Below are 16,573 nucleotides of genomic sequence, written 5' to 3'. Positions count from 1 at the left end.
TTACATCTCCAATTATGGCACTTTGATGCCGCATTAAAGAGGAGGAGACCATCTCATCACCTTTTAGCCTGTTTTTTTTAGTAGCTCCAATGTAACTCTAAAAATACAGGTTTTATAAGCTAATTACTGACTTTTAGTAAGATTTATAATTCTTACTTTTCAACAAATGCCCTTTCTATCACATAGTGACCTAATTTACCTTTGTTAAACTCTACAAAACCCATGTCATCTAAAATTCCGCACATCTCTGTTAACATCGATGGACTTCCACATAACATGAAACGATCATCGTCTAGATTCGGTTTAGGTAAACCAATGTCTTCAAATAATTTGCCTGATTGTATTAATGTAGAAAGCCTGCCTTGATTGCGAAATTCTTCGCGCGTAACAGTTGGATAGTAAATCAGTTTTTCTTTCACTAAGTCGCCAAAGTATTCATTGTTGGGTAATTCATTGGTGATGTAATTCTCATAAGCCAGTTCAGAAACTGTGCGAACTCCGTGTGTGAGAATTACCTTATCGTAACGTTCATATATATCTGGGTCTTTGATGATACTCATAAATGGCGCTAAACCGGTGCCTGTACTAATTAAATACAAGTGTTTCCCTGGGAGTAAATTATCCGCAATTAATGTGCCTGTTGGCTTGGTGCTGACTAATACCTCATCACCAATTTTCAGATTACGGAGTCGAGACGTTAGCGGCCCGTCCGTGACTTTGATGCTGAAAAACTCGAGCTCTTCTTCGTAGTTGGCACTAGCAATACTGTAAGCGCGTGTTAATGGTTTTCCTTCAACCTCTAAGCCAATCATCACAAAATGACCATTATGAAAACGAAAGTTATGTTCACGAGTCGTTTTGAATGAAAATAAAGAATCATTCCAGTGATGAACGTCTGTCACTGTCTCAGTTACGAGCTTAGCCATAATAAATTGTCTTCTTGGTTAGAGGTAGGAAGGTAAAGATAGAATTACGATTGGGGTTAGGATTAGATTTACAAGATTGGCGATTATCACTGATTGATTAGCCCTTTTCTAATTCAATTAGAATCAGTGGTGTTACCTCTAGTTTGAATCAACTTTAAAACAAAGTTGTTTTCCCAGATCGTTCGACATGTTTTTTTGTTGTTGTTTAAAAACGAAATTTGAAATTATGTAAATGGTTAGAGTTCACAGTGCAGTATTGTTGTTAGAGCATGGTTAGCGACTAATTATTTAGTCAGTGAAGCCATAAAAGTATGATGAATACGTTCGTCTGAAAATATTGCGTAAAAGATATTTTGGTTGTTTAATTTGGCGATATTTATAATTATAAAAAGCTTAAACCATCAATAATCAACTTTCCAGTTTCGATAAATCCATAAAACGCATGATCATGTTGAGCTTCATGTTTGTACTGTTAATTCCTTTTGGATTTTCAATCAGCAGTCTTTATCAAAATTCATGGTCTCAAGCGCAGCAAAGCATGCTAGAAAAGCATCAATTGATTTCTCAAGCGTTAATCGAACCTTTCACCTTGTTTATCTCATCAAGACAAAAATCATTAGCGGCACTTGGTAAGGATATTATTACTGCTAAATCTCAACAAAGACCATATTTTGTCAACAAGCAAAAACAAAAAGAACGATACGAACATGACATTACTAGATTAATTAATAAATATTACAATTCTTATGAAGACCTAGTCTCAATCTCATATATTTCAGCGGATAAAGAAACTAAGCTAATCTCTTCTACCACTCTAAATAAATCAGAAACTGACTTTCCTTTGTATTCGGATTTGCCTCTGACGTCTTTAAATACGGGAAAAAAAAGCTATCGAGGAAATTTTATATCTCCTGTCTTTATAAGTCGGTTTAACAATAAACCAGTAGTACTTTTGAAACGTCATCTAATCAGAGAAGATAATGAAACGCTTGATACAATTCGCGCTGAAGTTTCACTGAATTATATTGATACAATGTGTTCTAAAATTAATTTTGGTCATAAAGGACATTGTGCAACTGTTGATCAAACGGGGCATGTAATCTCACATCCAAATAAAGAATGGATGAGGGAGATTAGAGATCTTTCAAAGCTGTTAGTGGTTAAAAAAATGATGGCAGGTTTGTCTGGAACAACCGAATTTTATTCGCCTTTTATAAAAGAAGACATGGTTGCAGGCTATAGTGCTATTCCTGGTTTAGGCTGGGGGGGTAATGATTCCTCAACCTAAATCTGAATTAACACACTCTTTCGATAAAATAAGAACTCAAGCATACTGGTGGTTAATAGCAGGCATCATCTTCGCGTTATTTATCGCTTATATGTTAATGAAAAAAATCATTTCACCGATCAATAACCTTATAGAAAGAACGAAAGAGATAAACTCTGGAAATGATTACATCGGGCTGGGTCCTATCCCGGAAAAAAGCCCAAGTGAAATACAGCATTTGTGGAAATCGTTTGCAAACCTGATTTCCGGCTTACAAAAATCGAACAGTGAAGTGACGAAACTCAATAATTCATTGAATAGTGATATCAACAAAGCTACTCAAAAGCTTCGTGAAATGAATAAGGATTTGTATGAGATTAGTAATTAGGACTTTGTAACATCGTTAGCAAACAGACGTTACTTTACCAATCATTTAAAAAAGATTTTAGAATCGTCTGTTCAAGGCTCAGTAGGAATAATTGCTATTGATCTGGATAAATTCAAACAAATAAATGATTCCTATGGCCATGACGTCGGAGATCTTGCTTTACAGCACCTATCTCAAATTTTAAAGGAATCCACTAGAAAAGATGATCTGGTTGCACGTATAGGTGGTGATGAATTTAGTATCTATGTGAAAGATTTAAGCGATCAAGACCTTAAATTCCTGGCTGATAAAATACACTCAGCAGTTGAAAACACACCACTATTATTTCAGGGACAGTAAATACCTATAACCGTATCTATGGGTATAACAAACTATGTAATAAATGAAGACAGTAAGTCGGACTTTAAAGAACTATTTATTCAAGCAGATGACGCAATGTATTTATCCAAGCAACAGGGTCGTAACCAAGTCAGTTTTTATCAAGCGAATAAAAACACTTCTGCCGAAAGTAAGATGCAAACCATCTCGGCATAGAAAAAATGATTTTATTTTTAATGCACTATACGAATTATTATGACCTTATAGCAGTATATAAAATCATCAGAAGTAGCGAGCTAATCGCACCTGTCGGCACTGCTAGAACTAGCATATAAAAGTAGCCAGCACTTTCACCGAATATAAAATAAACACCAACAGTCGATAGTGTTGCAATAACGAGCGTGCCGATTGTAATCGTAAAGAAGATATTTTTATTTTCGTTAGCCATAGCTTTTTAGCCAAGCCATTTTAGTAATATTATTAAACAGAGAATAGTGCATCATTACTGCAACGAAGGCCGAACTCATACGAATCACAAGACATCATCTGCTCATCATTTCCCAAGCTAATGCTATCTCTATTACAACTTTATTCAGTCGCCAGTTTTACCAACATCTGTTTATTGCTAGAGCTGACAGTATAACGAATCAACTCTCCAGTAAGCTTCTCAACATGAAAATATTATCAGGATTCTGATAAACCCAGAAGATCTGTTCGGTATCATCTGGTCACATATCACTATCTATGACGAAAATAGTACTGGTTATTTTTATAGGCAATTCTAAGTTGATGACTTCGTTCATTGAGCACTGAATATTCTCTTGATAGGATATTACTGATATATCGCCAGTGGGCCTTTACTTCGTCTTCTTCAACTTCCACGATAAGATATCCTCTATCAGTAAAGTTTGAATAAAGTGAGTTCTTATCAAACACATTTACGCTATCTTCAAGTTGTCTTAGTAACTTTGGGTCATCAATATCATAATCTTCTTCGAGTCCTGGCGAGGTTACAGAAGTAGTACCTAACTCTATCCCTAAAACCTGATTTAATTTATTAACAAACTTACTTGCCCAAGAAAAATGGGTATCACCTGATAATATTACGTTAGGTTTATTAACACTTTTAAGAATTTTATAAAGGTTTTCACGTTCACTTGGATAACCATCCCAAGCATCCAGGTTATATGGAAGCATTTTACTTAAACGATTTTTCTCATCATCTGTTAGAGTCGCATCATTTAACGTCATTCGTGCTTTAATACGACTCGTTTCATAGTATGAGTCTGTAATCTGTTTTTTTAATTTAGCTTTTTCTTCTTTATCTTCGCTCTTAAAATATTTGTTAGCTGCTTTAATTATCTCCAATGGCACATTGCTGTTGGTTACCTTCACCTGTTGTGCTATAAATTGCCACCTAGTATTTGAGTTGCTTAATTCACTTTCTAACCACTCAAGTTGATCCTGACCCAGCAATGATCGTTTTGAAGAGGAAATATCTTTCTTGAAGGTTATTTCATCAAAATATTGATCCTTAATATAATCACTGTAATCAAATTGAGCAGACCTGCTTAACAGTCTGGTATCTAGCATATATAAGGATAAAAGATCTCCAAAATGAAAGGAGCGATAGATTTTTTCACTTTCACTTCCATACGGTGGTCGAATAGGAAGCCATTCATAATAGGCTTTAATCGCAGATTTTTTCTGCTTTTCGTATTCGTTAGATGTCATGTCATTATCGTATACACCTAATGCATAGACGTTATTTAAGATTTCATGATCATCCCAGATACTGATCACAGGAAAATTCTTATGAAGTTCCTGTAAGTCAGGATCACTTCTATAAAGTGAGTATCTTCGGCGATAGTCATTTAAACTTTTTAATGCTTTATCATTATCATCAGGTAATTGCCTACCACTTTTAACAGAATTTTTTGTGCCATAAGCAGGTTTTCCCGATTCATCATACATTCCGTATTCATAGATATAATCACCTAGATGTATAATGAGATCGATCTTATTTTTAAGCTTACAGACATCCCTATAAACATTAAAATAGCCACTAGTAAAATTCGAACATGAAAATACTGCAAAGGTCATTTTTTTTGTATGCGAAGGTAAGGTAATGGTGTTTCCAATTGTCGAAACATTATTAGCCGATCTAAAACGGTAGTAATAACGTGTACCTGGTTCTAGTTTATTCAGATCAACTTTTACCGTGAAATCATTTTCTCTTTCTGCGTAAACAATACCTGTATGAATTAACGTTGAAAAATCATTCTTATGTGAAACCTCATAGATTATTCCAATTGATGGAGTCACTTTTTCAGGGCTAAGCCGTGTCCAGATAATCACCTTATCTTGCAATGGATCGCCACTGGCAACCCCATGTAAAAACTGACCATTTCCTAACTTCTTTTCATCAGATAAACCTAGGTTTATTAAACCCGTTGAAATGATGACTCCTGTAGATAAACTCAGAAAACGGCGACGATATTTATCCATTGAAAAATCTCAATACCTGACTGCTGAAAACTTACATTTTTTAGCACACAATTAACAATTATCACATTAGATTCCATGCATTTAGGAGATTATAAACCCAAGAGTCATCTATACAGAGTTTAATAAATTAAATAAAGCTGTGTGATGCAGGTAATTTCTCATAGTTAGCATAAAGGAAAATGTTATGAAGAAAAGAAGTGTACTTAAAAAAACAATCTATGCATCAGGAATAACTAGCGGTATCGGATTACTAATGCTTGCAGGATGTGGTGGAGGAAGTAGTAGTGACACTACAGAAACAGGTACTTCAACTCTTGATGCTGTTTCCATAGAAAAACTCGCAAGTCGAGTAGTGGAGGAAGGCGACTGTGTAGCTGTGAGCGGTGCTTCTTCAGCTCGTATCAGTGATAAACTAGCATCTACAGATGAAGTGTCTACGCCGCCATTACTTGCTTTAGCAATAGAAAATGTTATCAATGGTCTACTAGGAGGCACATTAACTAAAACTGGAGAACATTTAGACGGCACAGACACTTTGACCTATACGTATTCAGATTTTGCAAATCCAGTTGGAGAATTAGCATTCTCTGCAAATGGAACTGCATCTGTCATTGATTATGGTGTCCCAGGAGATTTTGGTCCGATAATGAGCAATAAAACTATCGATACCACTGATGAAATAACAATTACAAAAGAATCAAATACCGAGAGTCGCCCAGGACTATTAAGCAGAATTTTGCTAGGTACCTATAAACTAAAAATTGCAGGATTAGATCGTACCTACGCTCAAGAGTTTGCAGATCCTGATAGTTATGTAATTGATGATGTAACACTGGTTAACGCTGATACTAGCAGTGAATACAAAATATCCAATCTAAAAGGTAAAGGATATTTTAATCCTTCACAGGCCGCTTTAATGGATATTGAATATACTTACAACAGCCCTGATGTTGGTCCGTTCACAGTGAAGAGTGACAGTCTAACTGTATCACTTGATACAATGAAAATTCCAAGCAGTGCAGAGGGTACCTTGATCATGACAGCGACTGATGGGACTCAAGCAGAAGTAGTCCTCGAAAACACAGGTACAGTTAAGATTTTCTCTGTAGATGGTACAACCAAGACCTTAACATCAGAAGTTGACTGTTCTGGGCTAGTTCATTAATTATTAAGTTGCCACTTTCAGATTAGTAAGGTTGCGATATTTGTCGTGGCCTTACGTATTCTGCAAATCAATAGAAATTCGATAGATTAATAAACTCAATCAGCTACACCCTAATTCTAGGAGTATTGAAATGAAGATAAAATATAACAAATTCACCAATAAATTTATCGTATTTATCACTCTCATTCTACTTACAAGCTTAAATGCAGCCTACGCTGGGCCTTGTATAAGTAACAATTGGCAGCCCACTTTTGTGCATGATAATGATAACGAAGATGGCCCATGGTATGTCATGCCAAATGGTAAGTTTATAAAAATGCGCATTGTAAATAATCGTAGCTGGACAGAGCACGCATGTGACCTGATTAAACGATATGGGGTACGTGACAGAACGGGTTATCAAGGTTGTCTAAACTACACAAGAATTCAGTGTGGATGTAAGCGTGGACTGAGTGAGACAAACAGAATCTGCTCAAACTTCTTAGCATTTCACAAAAGAAAGCAACCTGTTTTACCGTATAAAACTAACCAAATAAATTCAAATCAAAATAATATAAGTTTATTAGGAGAAATAGCTACAACATCCCCAGATATTTTTAGTTCTACACCAAATACATGGAATAGTGGAAGTAATAACCAACAAACGAATCAACACCAATCTGGTGGAAGTGGGCATGTAAACAGTAACCAAAACCAGAATATCAGCTCTGCCAACAAGAACTCTGGCCCACAATGTAAGGATCGAAATCCAGACCCTAGTAAATACAGACACCGCTTTGATACGAATAATAACCCAAACGATCAAACCTATATAGATTGTAATTACTACAAAGATGGTACTTTACAGGCTCAGCAGCCTTACTTGAATAATAAACTTAATGGAGTTAGGATTATTCATACTAAGAATAATAACTGTGGTGGCAGATACGTTAGTGATAGAAGAATATACAGGAATGGAAAAATAGTTTTTCAGTGGAACTATTTGTGTGATCGAAAAACAGGAAACATATACAAATCTCATATGGATGCTTACTCAAATGGTATAAAAACTAACGCAACAAGTTGGCATTCAAACGGAGTAAAATCGAAATATACCGATTACAAGCCAAATGGTAAAATAGCTACTGGTTATAACTATAACAGGCAAGGCAAGTTAACATATTGCACAAAGTATGATAATAAAGGCACCCCTCACAATTTCAATGGAAACTACGGACAATGTAACTAATGATGAAAAACATACGCACTCTATTGAACATTATCGACAATCAATAGTAGACAATGCATAAATCAATCTTCTCATTGCTGTTACTTTTATGGATGGCCAATGCAGAATCTGGAGATCTAGAAACCCCGAAGCCAGATTCTGCTTTCTTACAAATGCTTCACACTACTGTAGAAATCGATGAACGCAGCAATAAAGTTCGTTCACTCGAAAAACATCCTACAGAAAGCACCCGTCTGACATTGGAAACAATTGCTCTGGATACCAAAGAAACTAACGAGGTTCGTATGCAGGCAATTTGCTCTTTAGGCAGTATCGCCAATCAAAAAAGCTTGCCCGTGCTACTTAATATTCTAGAAGATGAAATTCAACAGCACCATGGGTTTTGGGCATGTGCGATACCAGCGCTTGCTGCGCTTAAAGATAGAAGAGCGATCCTATTGTTAATACGTGTTGCTAACCAGAGAGAAGAACACCTGGCTGGTATGGATCACATGGCTATTGAAGCCTTAGCAGAAATTGGCGATGACAGAGAAGTAGAATTTCTTACGAGCAAAGCTTATATAGTACCTGTGAGATTTGCTGTTATTAAAGGACTAGCCAGAATTGCATCAGTCAAATCAATAGACACATTGATAGAAGCATTGCAAGGAGCTGAAGAACCGGAAATTGTTAAAGAAGCTCAACGAGGAATAATAATAATTGGCAAAGGCGCAATACCCGCTCTTAATAAAACCCTGGAAGAATTCCCTAAGGACTGGGATAAAACATATGAAGCACGCATACATGAGTTATTACAAAAGATTCATGAGTAATATTATTATCTTTTATATTCAGGAATACTTTCATGAAATATAAGCTCCCCCTACTTTGAATGACAATTATGCGGCTTCGCCTTTCCTTTGGATCAACTTTTAAAATATTGTTATCATAAAGCGTTCGGCTTGTTTTGTTGTTTAAAACGGTTTTGAAATTTAAATAAGCCAGACATTTTTAAAACTTAATGTGATTCAAGCCTGTTTATCTCAAAAATTTGTTTAGTTAAATAATAAGGACGCAATTCAAATCCCTATTTATTTTTCGACATTTATTTATCGACCTTATTTTCAAAAAAAGCGCGTTCAATAACGTAATAAACTAATTTACCTTTATTAAACTCTACAAAACCTTGTCATCTAAAATTCCGCACATTTCTTCTAAAATTGATGGAATGCCTCAGATAATAAGATGATCATCTGCTGGATTCGCTTTTGGCAAACAAATGTCTTCAAATAATTTGCCTAACTCTATCAACATAAAAGCCTTCCTTGGTTGCAAAAAATCTTCGTGTGTCACAGTGAGTTTTTATTTCACTAAATCACCAAAATATTCATTATTAGGTAATACATTGATGAGGAACTCTTAAATAGTCTCAGAAACTGTTCGCGTTCCTTGTCTGAGAATAAGCTTATCGTAACTCTCATAAATATCTGTGGCTTAGATAATAATCATAAATGGCGCTAAACCAGTTCCTCTTCTGATTAAATACAAATTTTTTCCGTGGATTAAATTATCAACGATTAGGGTTCCAGTTGGTTTCGTACTGACTAATCCCTCGCCTCCAATCTCAGGATTACGCAGTCGAGATGTAGATAATCAATCCATGAATTTAATGCTGAAAAATTCTATTCATCTTCATATTTAGTACCATCGATACTATTAGCGCGACTTAAAAGTTTTCCATACACCACAAAAACGTCAACTCCTATACAACCCCATTTAACCTAGCTTTCCTAACCGTGCTCACCGACATATAAATATTCAATGCAAGTCCTGTTAAAATCAGTAACGCTGCAATGATTTTCCAGATCGGCATAGGTTCACCTAACATCAAATACGAAGCCATCATACCTGATACAGGAACCAGTAATGCCCAGGGTGTCACCACCGAAGCATTGTATCGACTGATTAAATAATTCCAGATGCCATAACCGATCAGCGTATTTCCGATGGTTTGCCACAACACCACGTAAACGCTAGTCATTGATGCCGATTGGATACTGTTTTTCATCAACGCCCAACCTTCAAAATAAAACGACATTGCAAACAATACAGGCACGGTAAATAACGACGAATAAGCGAGAAACGCAATAATATCAACCTTGCCTGCTTTCTTGATCACCATATTGCCCATGGCCCAACTCATCGCCGCAATCAACACCAGAACCAGACCTAATAGTGTTGTATTGTCATCGACCTTGCTGGCGATTAAGGCGATGCCGGAAAAGCTAATCAGCAATGCGATCCATTGCGCTGGCTTAATCGTTTCTTTGAACATAAAGATCGCGAAGATAATACTGAAGAATATCTGCGTTTGTACCACCAGAGATGCAAGGCCAGGCGATATATCATTTTGCATCGCATAAAACAGCACGCCAAACTGGCCGAAACCAATTAACAATCCATACGCCGCTATTAACCCCCAACCCGCTTTGGGTCGCTTCATAAAAAACACCAGAGGGAATGCCACTAAAAAGAAGCGAATTGCAGCAAATAAAAATGGTGGCAACTCATCCAGACCGTACTTAATAAATACAAAATTTGTACCCCAAATCAAGGTAACAAAGAAAGCGAGAAGCTGATGTGATTTACTCATGGCAATGCTCAAGGGTAACGTCTATAAATCCAAAAAAATAATTTGGATGAAACTAATTTTGTAAATTAGCACCATGATCTGCTGATAAATAGACACAGTTGCGATTAAATCTGTACTTGAACATGGCGCATATCAACTTACTTATTTGTTTAAATGTTCTAAGCTATAAATAAATGTTAAGGTGAAGTCATTCACATCAAACAAGGGTTTCTGATATTTTCTTATAGAAAAAGTTCTGTAAACACCATGTGAGCGTCTCTGTGAGAGAGCTCAGTAAAATAGCAAAAACAACATGAAACACTTAAAACTAACCTAAAAAAAACAGCTTTTAATAAATGGATTTAACAACACTTCCCGACACAAAAAATTGGTTAATTTTTACTGATCTCGACGGTACTTTATTGGACCATCATGATTATAGTTTCTCTGCTGCCAAACCGGCATTAAAGCAACTCAAACAACTAGGCATTCCGGTAATCATAAACTCCAGTAAAACCCTTGCTGAAATTGCACAAATTTCCAACGATTTGGGTATGAATACCCCTCAAATTGCAGAAAATGGCAGTATCATTTTCGACCCTGAAGAAAAGCAGACACATACCTTAGGCGCTGATTACACAACAATTTGTCAGGTGCTAGATGCACTGAGACTAGAACATGGATATTCCTTTAACGGTTTTCATGACTGGAGTGCAGAGCAAATCGTTGAACACACTGGCTTAAGCCCTCAGGCAGCAAGAAATGCAGCCCAACGCCAAGGCAGTGAACCCTTATTATGGGAAGATGACGAAGCGCTGATCGAAGATTTCCGTCAACACTTAAAACAACATGGTCTAGAATTAAAACGGGGTGGACGTTTTTGGCATGTGATGGGACAAACCGATAAAGTTGAAGCGATGCTTTTTGTGCAGAAACAACTAAATAATAACTCGAAAGCTTTTACCATTGCCCTAGGCGATAGTGCGAATGATAAAGACATGCTGACAGCAGCCAATGTCGCGATTATCGTTAACAACCCCAAAGGTACAGCGTTTACTATCGATGCGAATAAAAGACCAACACCCAACCACCTGATAAAAACCACATTAGAAGGCCCTGCTGGTTGGAACGAAGCAATAATGCAACTCTTGCAGGGATCAACAACAAACTAACAGATAGTCAAAATACAGAAAGAATACAGAAAGAAACTCACTCAAAAATAAAAAGGATGTCATGTCAGACTTTAAACAAACAGGACCAATTACAACACTTCACAAATTACCGGGTGCATCATTAGAAAAAATTGAGAATGAATTAAGACGCCTATCCAAAAGACATCCAATGACTCTCATCCTGCCCTCCTTATTTTCTGAACTGGAAGGCCCTGCATTATCGGGAATTTTAGATGAGTTACAACATGCTGATTACATCAATGAAATCGTCATTGGTCTTGATCAGGCAGATCAAAAACAGTTTGATTATGCACGTGAGTTCTTTTCCAGATTACCCCAGAAAAAACGCATTCTATGGAATGACGGACCTCGCTTAAAAGCCGTTGCTAAAATGCTGGAAGACAAAAAACTGGCGCCCGATCAGCCCGGCAAAGGACGTAATGTCTGGTACTGCATGGGCTATATTCTAGCTGCTAATAACAGTAAAGCGATTGCGCTACACGATTGCGATATTCTTACCTATACCCGTGAAATACCTGCTCGATTGTTTTACCCCATTGCCAACCCTGCCCTGGATTTTGAATTCTGCAAAGGCTATTACGCTCGCGTAAATGCTAAACAACAACTCAGTGGCCGTGTCACACGTTTATTTGTACAACCGATGTTGCTGGCGCTGAAAAAGGTATTAGGTAATATCGAATACATCGAATTTCTCGATGCATTCCGCTACCCATTATCAGGTGAATTCTCCATGAGTGATGACATGCTCAACTCAATGCGAATCCCGAGTGACTGGGGACTGGAAATCGGCATACTCTCAGAAGCTTATCGCAACACATCGCCACGACGCGTTTGTCAGGTTGATATTGCCGATAATTACGATCACAAGCATCAGGAAATGGGTGGCGAAGATCACACACAAGGCTTGTCTCGCATGAGTCATGAAATTACCAAAGCGCTTTTTAGAAAATTAGGTACTGAAGGCCATGCGATGAATAAAGCCTTCTTCCGCGCGGTAAAAGCCACCTATTTACGCGAAGCATTAGACTTGCTGGATAACTTTAACGCAGATGCGCAAATTAATGGTTTAACCATGGATATCCATGCGGAAGAAAAGACCATCGAACTCTTCGCCAGCAGTATTATTGAAGCGGGTGAAACCTATCTAAAAAATCCGATGGAAGTACCCTTCATCCCTAACTGGCGTCGTGTATTCAGCGCTGTACCAGATTTAACCGATCAAATACTGGAAGCGGTTGAACTGGACAACGCCTGATAATTAAATGAAAAGAAGCGAATCAAACGTCTCTTCAAATACGGATTAGTTATACAGACACTGCCAACCAAAGACAGGCATACGGCTTTAACACCAGCATATTGCCTTCTCTTTCTGGTTCTACGTCATAGAGAACATTTTTCCATTGCCCCGGTTCACCAAGAATCGGGCGTATTTTCGCATCATCGAGATACTGGTTCACTTTACTGAAATTATATAAAGCCACGATCTTCTGTTTACAATCCAGCGAAACACGCACCACGCCTAACACCTTGTCATCCAGATCTAACACATCCTGTGTTGCATCTGGGTGGAAAGCAGCCTGCTCGCAGCGCACTTTGATGCGTCTCAAATACTCATTCATTAAAAGATGCGTACTACTCTCTGGTACTTCCAGTAATGCTTCTAGCTCATCAATATTCCACTGATGACGATTAATCGAACGCGTCGTACCTGTGACTTCGACGTGTTCGTGATCGTTCGGCGTAGCGAGCAAGGAATGAATATAAATACCCGGAATACCACGCATCGACAAAGCAACTGTTTGTGACAGAAGAAAACGCGCGACTTGCCATGGTGCTGACTGATTACCCGGATTTCTAAACGCATCGAAATACGTTACATTGATTTCATACGGGACATTCTTACCTTCAACATTCTTACGGGTAGAAATATAGGCTCCACCGGCACGCATATCCTCAAGCAACTGTTTTAGCTCATCTTCAGGTATCAATCCTTCCAGTGGACGAACGCCGATTCCATCGTGCGATGCCGTAAAGTTAAAATAGGTACAACCCTCTGGTGGTGGCGTTAGATGTTTCAACCATTCATACAAGTAAAGGGTATTACTGGTGTGAATCGCGTGCAGCAACAACGGTGGCAAACTAAACTGATACACCATCTGGGCTTCATCGCCTTCACCAAAATAACTGATGTTTTCTTCGTGCGGCACATTCGTTTCTGTTAACAAAATTGCGCCCGGGCTTACCGCGTCCGTCACATCGCGTAATAGTTTCACCACCTCGTGTGTTTGCGGTAAATGCAAACACGACGTGCCCTCTTCTTTCCATAAAAAGGCAATCGCATCAAGACGCGTAATGCGTGACCCCTGGCTGATATAAAACAGCAAAATATCCAGCATTTCCAACAACACTTTGGGGTTCTTGTAATTTAAGTCGACCTGATCTGCACTAAAGGTCGTCCAGACATGACGAATACCGGAATGTGTTGGGATATCCGTCAACAATGGGGTGCTACGAGGACGCACCACGTGAGACCAGTCTTTATTTGGGTCTTCGTATATAAAGAAATCTTTATAAGGGTCGCGATCAGCACGAAAATCGGAGAAATACAGACTCACGCGCGAACAATGGTTCAATACGAAATCAAACATCAGATTGAAATTTTCACCGAGCTTATCTACATCATCCCAGGTGCCTAAATCCGATCGAATCACACGATAGTCAGCAACAGAAAAACCATCGTCAGACGTGTAAGGAAAAATCGGCAATAAATGAATCACATTAAAATAATCGCTGAGACGTTTATCAGCAAATTCTTTAAGGGTTTGTAGCGATGCTTTTTCAGGTGTACCTTGATTGGTACTTTCCTGCTGTGAGCTCGATTGAATCGAATCACCATAACTGATCAGGGTGACATCTTTCTCATCCCAATGACTTTTGAAATGGTGTTTATCAATCGCTTTCTGATATTTCTGTATGCGTTGCTCTAACTCGGGAATAAACCATTCTGCGACCTCCTCACCGTACAAAAAATTTAAACGGGTAACTATCTGGCTGATAGTGTCTGCAGGAAGTTTCTTCATACTTAAGTACTTTCTGGTGAGATAGGAACTTAAAATATATCGTAAATACAGGGTTTATTCTTGGTTAAAACGATTATCAGGTTTAGTATTTTTTACCACAAGGGATAAATAAAATAACCCGTAATCTAAATAAAACCATGTCACCCCCCTACTTTGAACGATATTTATGTGGCTACGCCTTTCCTTCGGATCAACGTAAATAGAATTTATGCAGATCTAGACACTTTTTTATCAATTCCTGTATAAACATCAACAAACACATTAATAAATAAATCCTTTTCTCTATTTATCCTAGCTTTTAAATTAAAATAAAACCATGAAAGACGATGACATCCACCTAGCTCTGGAGAAACGCCTCGGTGCTATTCATGCCAGACAACGATTAGGCATAGAACAAGACTCTGAGCCCAGAGTGTTTGGTGGTGGACTCAATACTTTCCATCCCGAAAACTGGTTTTCAGCACATGCTGTGATTCGTTCCATACTGAAAATGACAGGCTTCTACTGGATTGGTCGCAACAATAGCCTTAAGCACCAACTCGTTAAACATGATATCCGCATTCCCAATCTGCCACCAAAGTTTGATGGATATACCTTGTTGCATCTTAGTGATTTGCATGTAGATATGTCTGTGAATGCGACTCAGGCTTTAATTGATCAAATCAAATCACTGGAATATGATGCCTGCATCCTTACTGGAGACTATCGTGCCAAAACCAACGGATCGATTGAAGCGGCCATGCAAGGCATGTTGCACCTTAATGAGCATTTAAAATCACCCGTTTATGCGGTCTTGGGTAATCACGATAGTATCCGCATGGTTCCCGAATTAGAAAAAGCTGGCATTCATTTTCTACTCAATGAAGCGATTGAAATCAAACAGCAGAATGAGAGTATTTTTCTGGCCGGGATTGATGATGCGCACTATTACCGGGTAGACAATATCGAAAAAGCAGCGGAACAAATCCCAATCGACAAGGTATCCATTATTCTATCGCACACACCCGAGGTGTATCGTCAGGCCGCTCACGCGGGTTTTGACGTATTGTTTTGTGGTCACACGCACGGAGGTCAGATCTGTTTGCCTGGTGGTATTCCGGTAACACTAGATGCTAAATGCCCACGAAGAATGGGTTCAGGAGAATGGCAATACGCTGATTTAACTGGCTATACCTCAAGAGGCGCCGGAACCTGTATCGTCGATGTCAGATTAAATTGCCCACCAGAGATAACACTCCACACCCTACGTTGCGGGTAAATCATTGCGGGTAAATCCTAGCGGCTATATCAATGTATTCTACAAACAATCAATAAGGCTTTTTTCGAATTTTCAACGTATATAAAATACGCGAGAGAACTAGTTCCACAACAATAAAAAGTACGACTAAATAGGTAATTTGCCACCACGTAAGTCCAACAATTGATGACACGGCAATCAACGGAAATAACGCTTCAGGAATCTGATCAAGCCCAAGTGCCATGCTACTCGGAGTCATTCCCAAACGACGTTTCACAAAGCTAGAAAACAAATCGCCCAGCATCGCCCAAACACCGATGAGTAGACCAGTCTGCCATTCAAATCCCAATAACACAGCAAAAGCTGTAACCACCAAAACCGCAGAAATCAAACCTCGAAAAGTTTTCGAAGATCCAAATAACGGAAAACCATCTTTTAAGCGCACGCCAAAATCAACAGGAAGAGAAAACCTATTTCCAAAAAACTTACTACATAAAATAGGCGCTCCATTCGCGATTAATAACAATAATAAAAGCTTTAGCGATAGCATGAAAATTAGAACCCAACCTGGTGTCAAGTAAAAATCCACGTTCTAAGAACGTGGTTTTGTGTTCGCCCTAGAAGGGCGTATGAAGACTAGCCCTCTTAGAAG

At 38.2% G+C, this 16,573-nt stretch carries 13 protein-coding genes and 1 pseudogene; 9 read left to right on the top strand and 5 right to left on the bottom strand.

Annotated elements, in window-relative coordinates; translation table 11 throughout:
• Window positions 1–152: 152 nt before the first annotated feature.
• On the bottom strand, window positions 153–926 hold the full coding sequence (locus Q1A31_RS20450; RefSeq protein WP_299881498.1) for a ferredoxin--NADP reductase: 774 nt from the start codon (window positions 924–926) through the stop codon (window positions 153–155).
• Between the two features lie 460 nt (window positions 927–1,386).
• Between Q1A31_RS20450 and Q1A31_RS20445 the strand changes: the two genes are divergently transcribed.
• The 3 genes and pseudogenes from Q1A31_RS20445 to Q1A31_RS20435 all read left to right on the top strand — a co-directional run.
• Complete coding sequence (locus Q1A31_RS20445) at window positions 1,387–2,214, top strand: cache domain-containing protein (protein WP_299881495.1); 828 nt, start codon at window positions 1,387–1,389, stop codon at window positions 2,212–2,214.
• Window positions 2,198–2,581: a hypothetical protein gene (locus tag Q1A31_RS20440; protein WP_299881492.1), complete on the top strand. Its 384-nt coding sequence runs from the start codon at window positions 2,198–2,200 to the stop codon at window positions 2,579–2,581. The genes Q1A31_RS20445 and Q1A31_RS20440 overlap by 17 nt, the downstream gene beginning before the upstream one ends.
• Window positions 2,582–2,593: 12 nt before the next feature.
• Window positions 2,594–3,115, top strand: a pseudogene (locus tag Q1A31_RS20435) (GGDEF domain-containing protein); the annotation flags it as partial.
• A 522-nt stretch (window positions 3,116–3,637) separates the two neighbouring features.
• On the opposite strand, the gene Q1A31_RS20430 reads toward Q1A31_RS20435, so the two are convergent.
• Window positions 3,638–5,407 carry an alkaline phosphatase gene (locus tag Q1A31_RS20430; protein WP_299881489.1) on the bottom strand — a complete coding sequence of 590 codons (1,770 nt, stop codon included), beginning with the start codon at window positions 5,405–5,407 and terminating at the stop codon, window positions 3,638–3,640.
• Window positions 5,408–5,591: 184 nt separating this feature from the next.
• Between Q1A31_RS20430 and Q1A31_RS20425 the strand changes: the two genes are divergently transcribed.
• The 3 genes from Q1A31_RS20425 (at window position 5,592) to Q1A31_RS20415 (ending at window position 8,612) form a co-directional block, all read left to right on the top strand.
• Window positions 5,592–6,572 (top strand): hypothetical protein, encoded by a 981-nt coding sequence (locus Q1A31_RS20425; RefSeq protein ID WP_299881486.1) that lies wholly within the window; start codon window positions 5,592–5,594, stop codon window positions 6,570–6,572.
• Window positions 6,573–6,702: 130 nt separating this feature from the next.
• Window positions 6,703–7,800, top strand: coding sequence for a hypothetical protein (locus tag Q1A31_RS20420; protein WP_299881484.1), 1,098 nt, complete (start codon window positions 6,703–6,705; stop codon window positions 7,798–7,800).
• 53 nt (window positions 7,801–7,853) lie between these two features.
• Window positions 7,854–8,612 carry a HEAT repeat domain-containing protein gene (locus Q1A31_RS20415; protein ID WP_299881481.1) on the top strand — a complete coding sequence of 253 codons (759 nt, stop codon included), beginning with the start codon at window positions 7,854–7,856 and terminating at the stop codon, window positions 8,610–8,612.
• A gap of 929 nt (window positions 8,613–9,541) precedes the next feature.
• Here the strand turns inward: Q1A31_RS20415 and Q1A31_RS20410 are convergent.
• Entirely contained in the window at window positions 9,542–10,432 is an 891-nt protein-coding gene (locus Q1A31_RS20410; protein ID WP_299881478.1) for an EamA family transporter, read from the bottom strand.
• Window positions 10,433–10,767: 335 nt separating this feature from the next.
• Between Q1A31_RS20410 and Q1A31_RS20405 the strand changes: the two genes are divergently transcribed.
• Window positions 10,768–11,583 (top strand): mannosyl-3-phosphoglycerate phosphatase, encoded by an 816-nt coding sequence (locus Q1A31_RS20405; RefSeq protein ID WP_299881475.1) that lies wholly within the window; start codon window positions 10,768–10,770, stop codon window positions 11,581–11,583.
• Window positions 11,584–11,644: 61 nt separating this feature from the next.
• Complete coding sequence (locus Q1A31_RS20400; protein ID WP_131906366.1) at window positions 11,645–12,859, top strand: glycosyl transferase; 1,215 nt, start codon at window positions 11,645–11,647, stop codon at window positions 12,857–12,859.
• Between the two features lie 49 nt (window positions 12,860–12,908).
• Here Q1A31_RS20400 and Q1A31_RS20395 read toward each other — a convergent pair whose 3' ends face one another.
• A complete protein-coding gene (locus Q1A31_RS20395) occupies window positions 12,909–14,684 on the bottom strand; it encodes a sugar phosphorylase (protein ID WP_299881471.1) in 1,776 nt (591 codons plus the stop codon).
• A 316-nt stretch (window positions 14,685–15,000) separates the two neighbouring features.
• Between Q1A31_RS20395 and Q1A31_RS20390 the strand changes: the two genes are divergently transcribed.
• Complete coding sequence (locus tag Q1A31_RS20390; RefSeq protein WP_299881468.1) at window positions 15,001–15,942, top strand: metallophosphoesterase; 942 nt, start codon at window positions 15,001–15,003, stop codon at window positions 15,940–15,942.
• A 49-nt stretch (window positions 15,943–15,991) separates the two neighbouring features.
• Here the strand turns inward: Q1A31_RS20390 and Q1A31_RS20385 are convergent, their stop codons facing one another.
• Window positions 15,992–16,498: a CDP-archaeol synthase gene (locus Q1A31_RS20385; RefSeq protein ID WP_299881465.1), complete on the bottom strand. Its 507-nt coding sequence runs from the start codon at window positions 16,496–16,498 to the stop codon at window positions 15,992–15,994.
• Between the last annotated feature and the right edge of the window lie 75 nt (window positions 16,499–16,573).

This window comes from uncultured Cocleimonas sp. (genome assembly GCF_947495625.1).
GTDB lineage: Bacteria > Pseudomonadota > Gammaproteobacteria > Thiotrichales > Thiotrichaceae > Cocleimonas.
The sequence above is the reverse complement of the archived record's forward strand: the minus strand, read 5'-3'. Positions and strand labels throughout refer to the sequence as shown.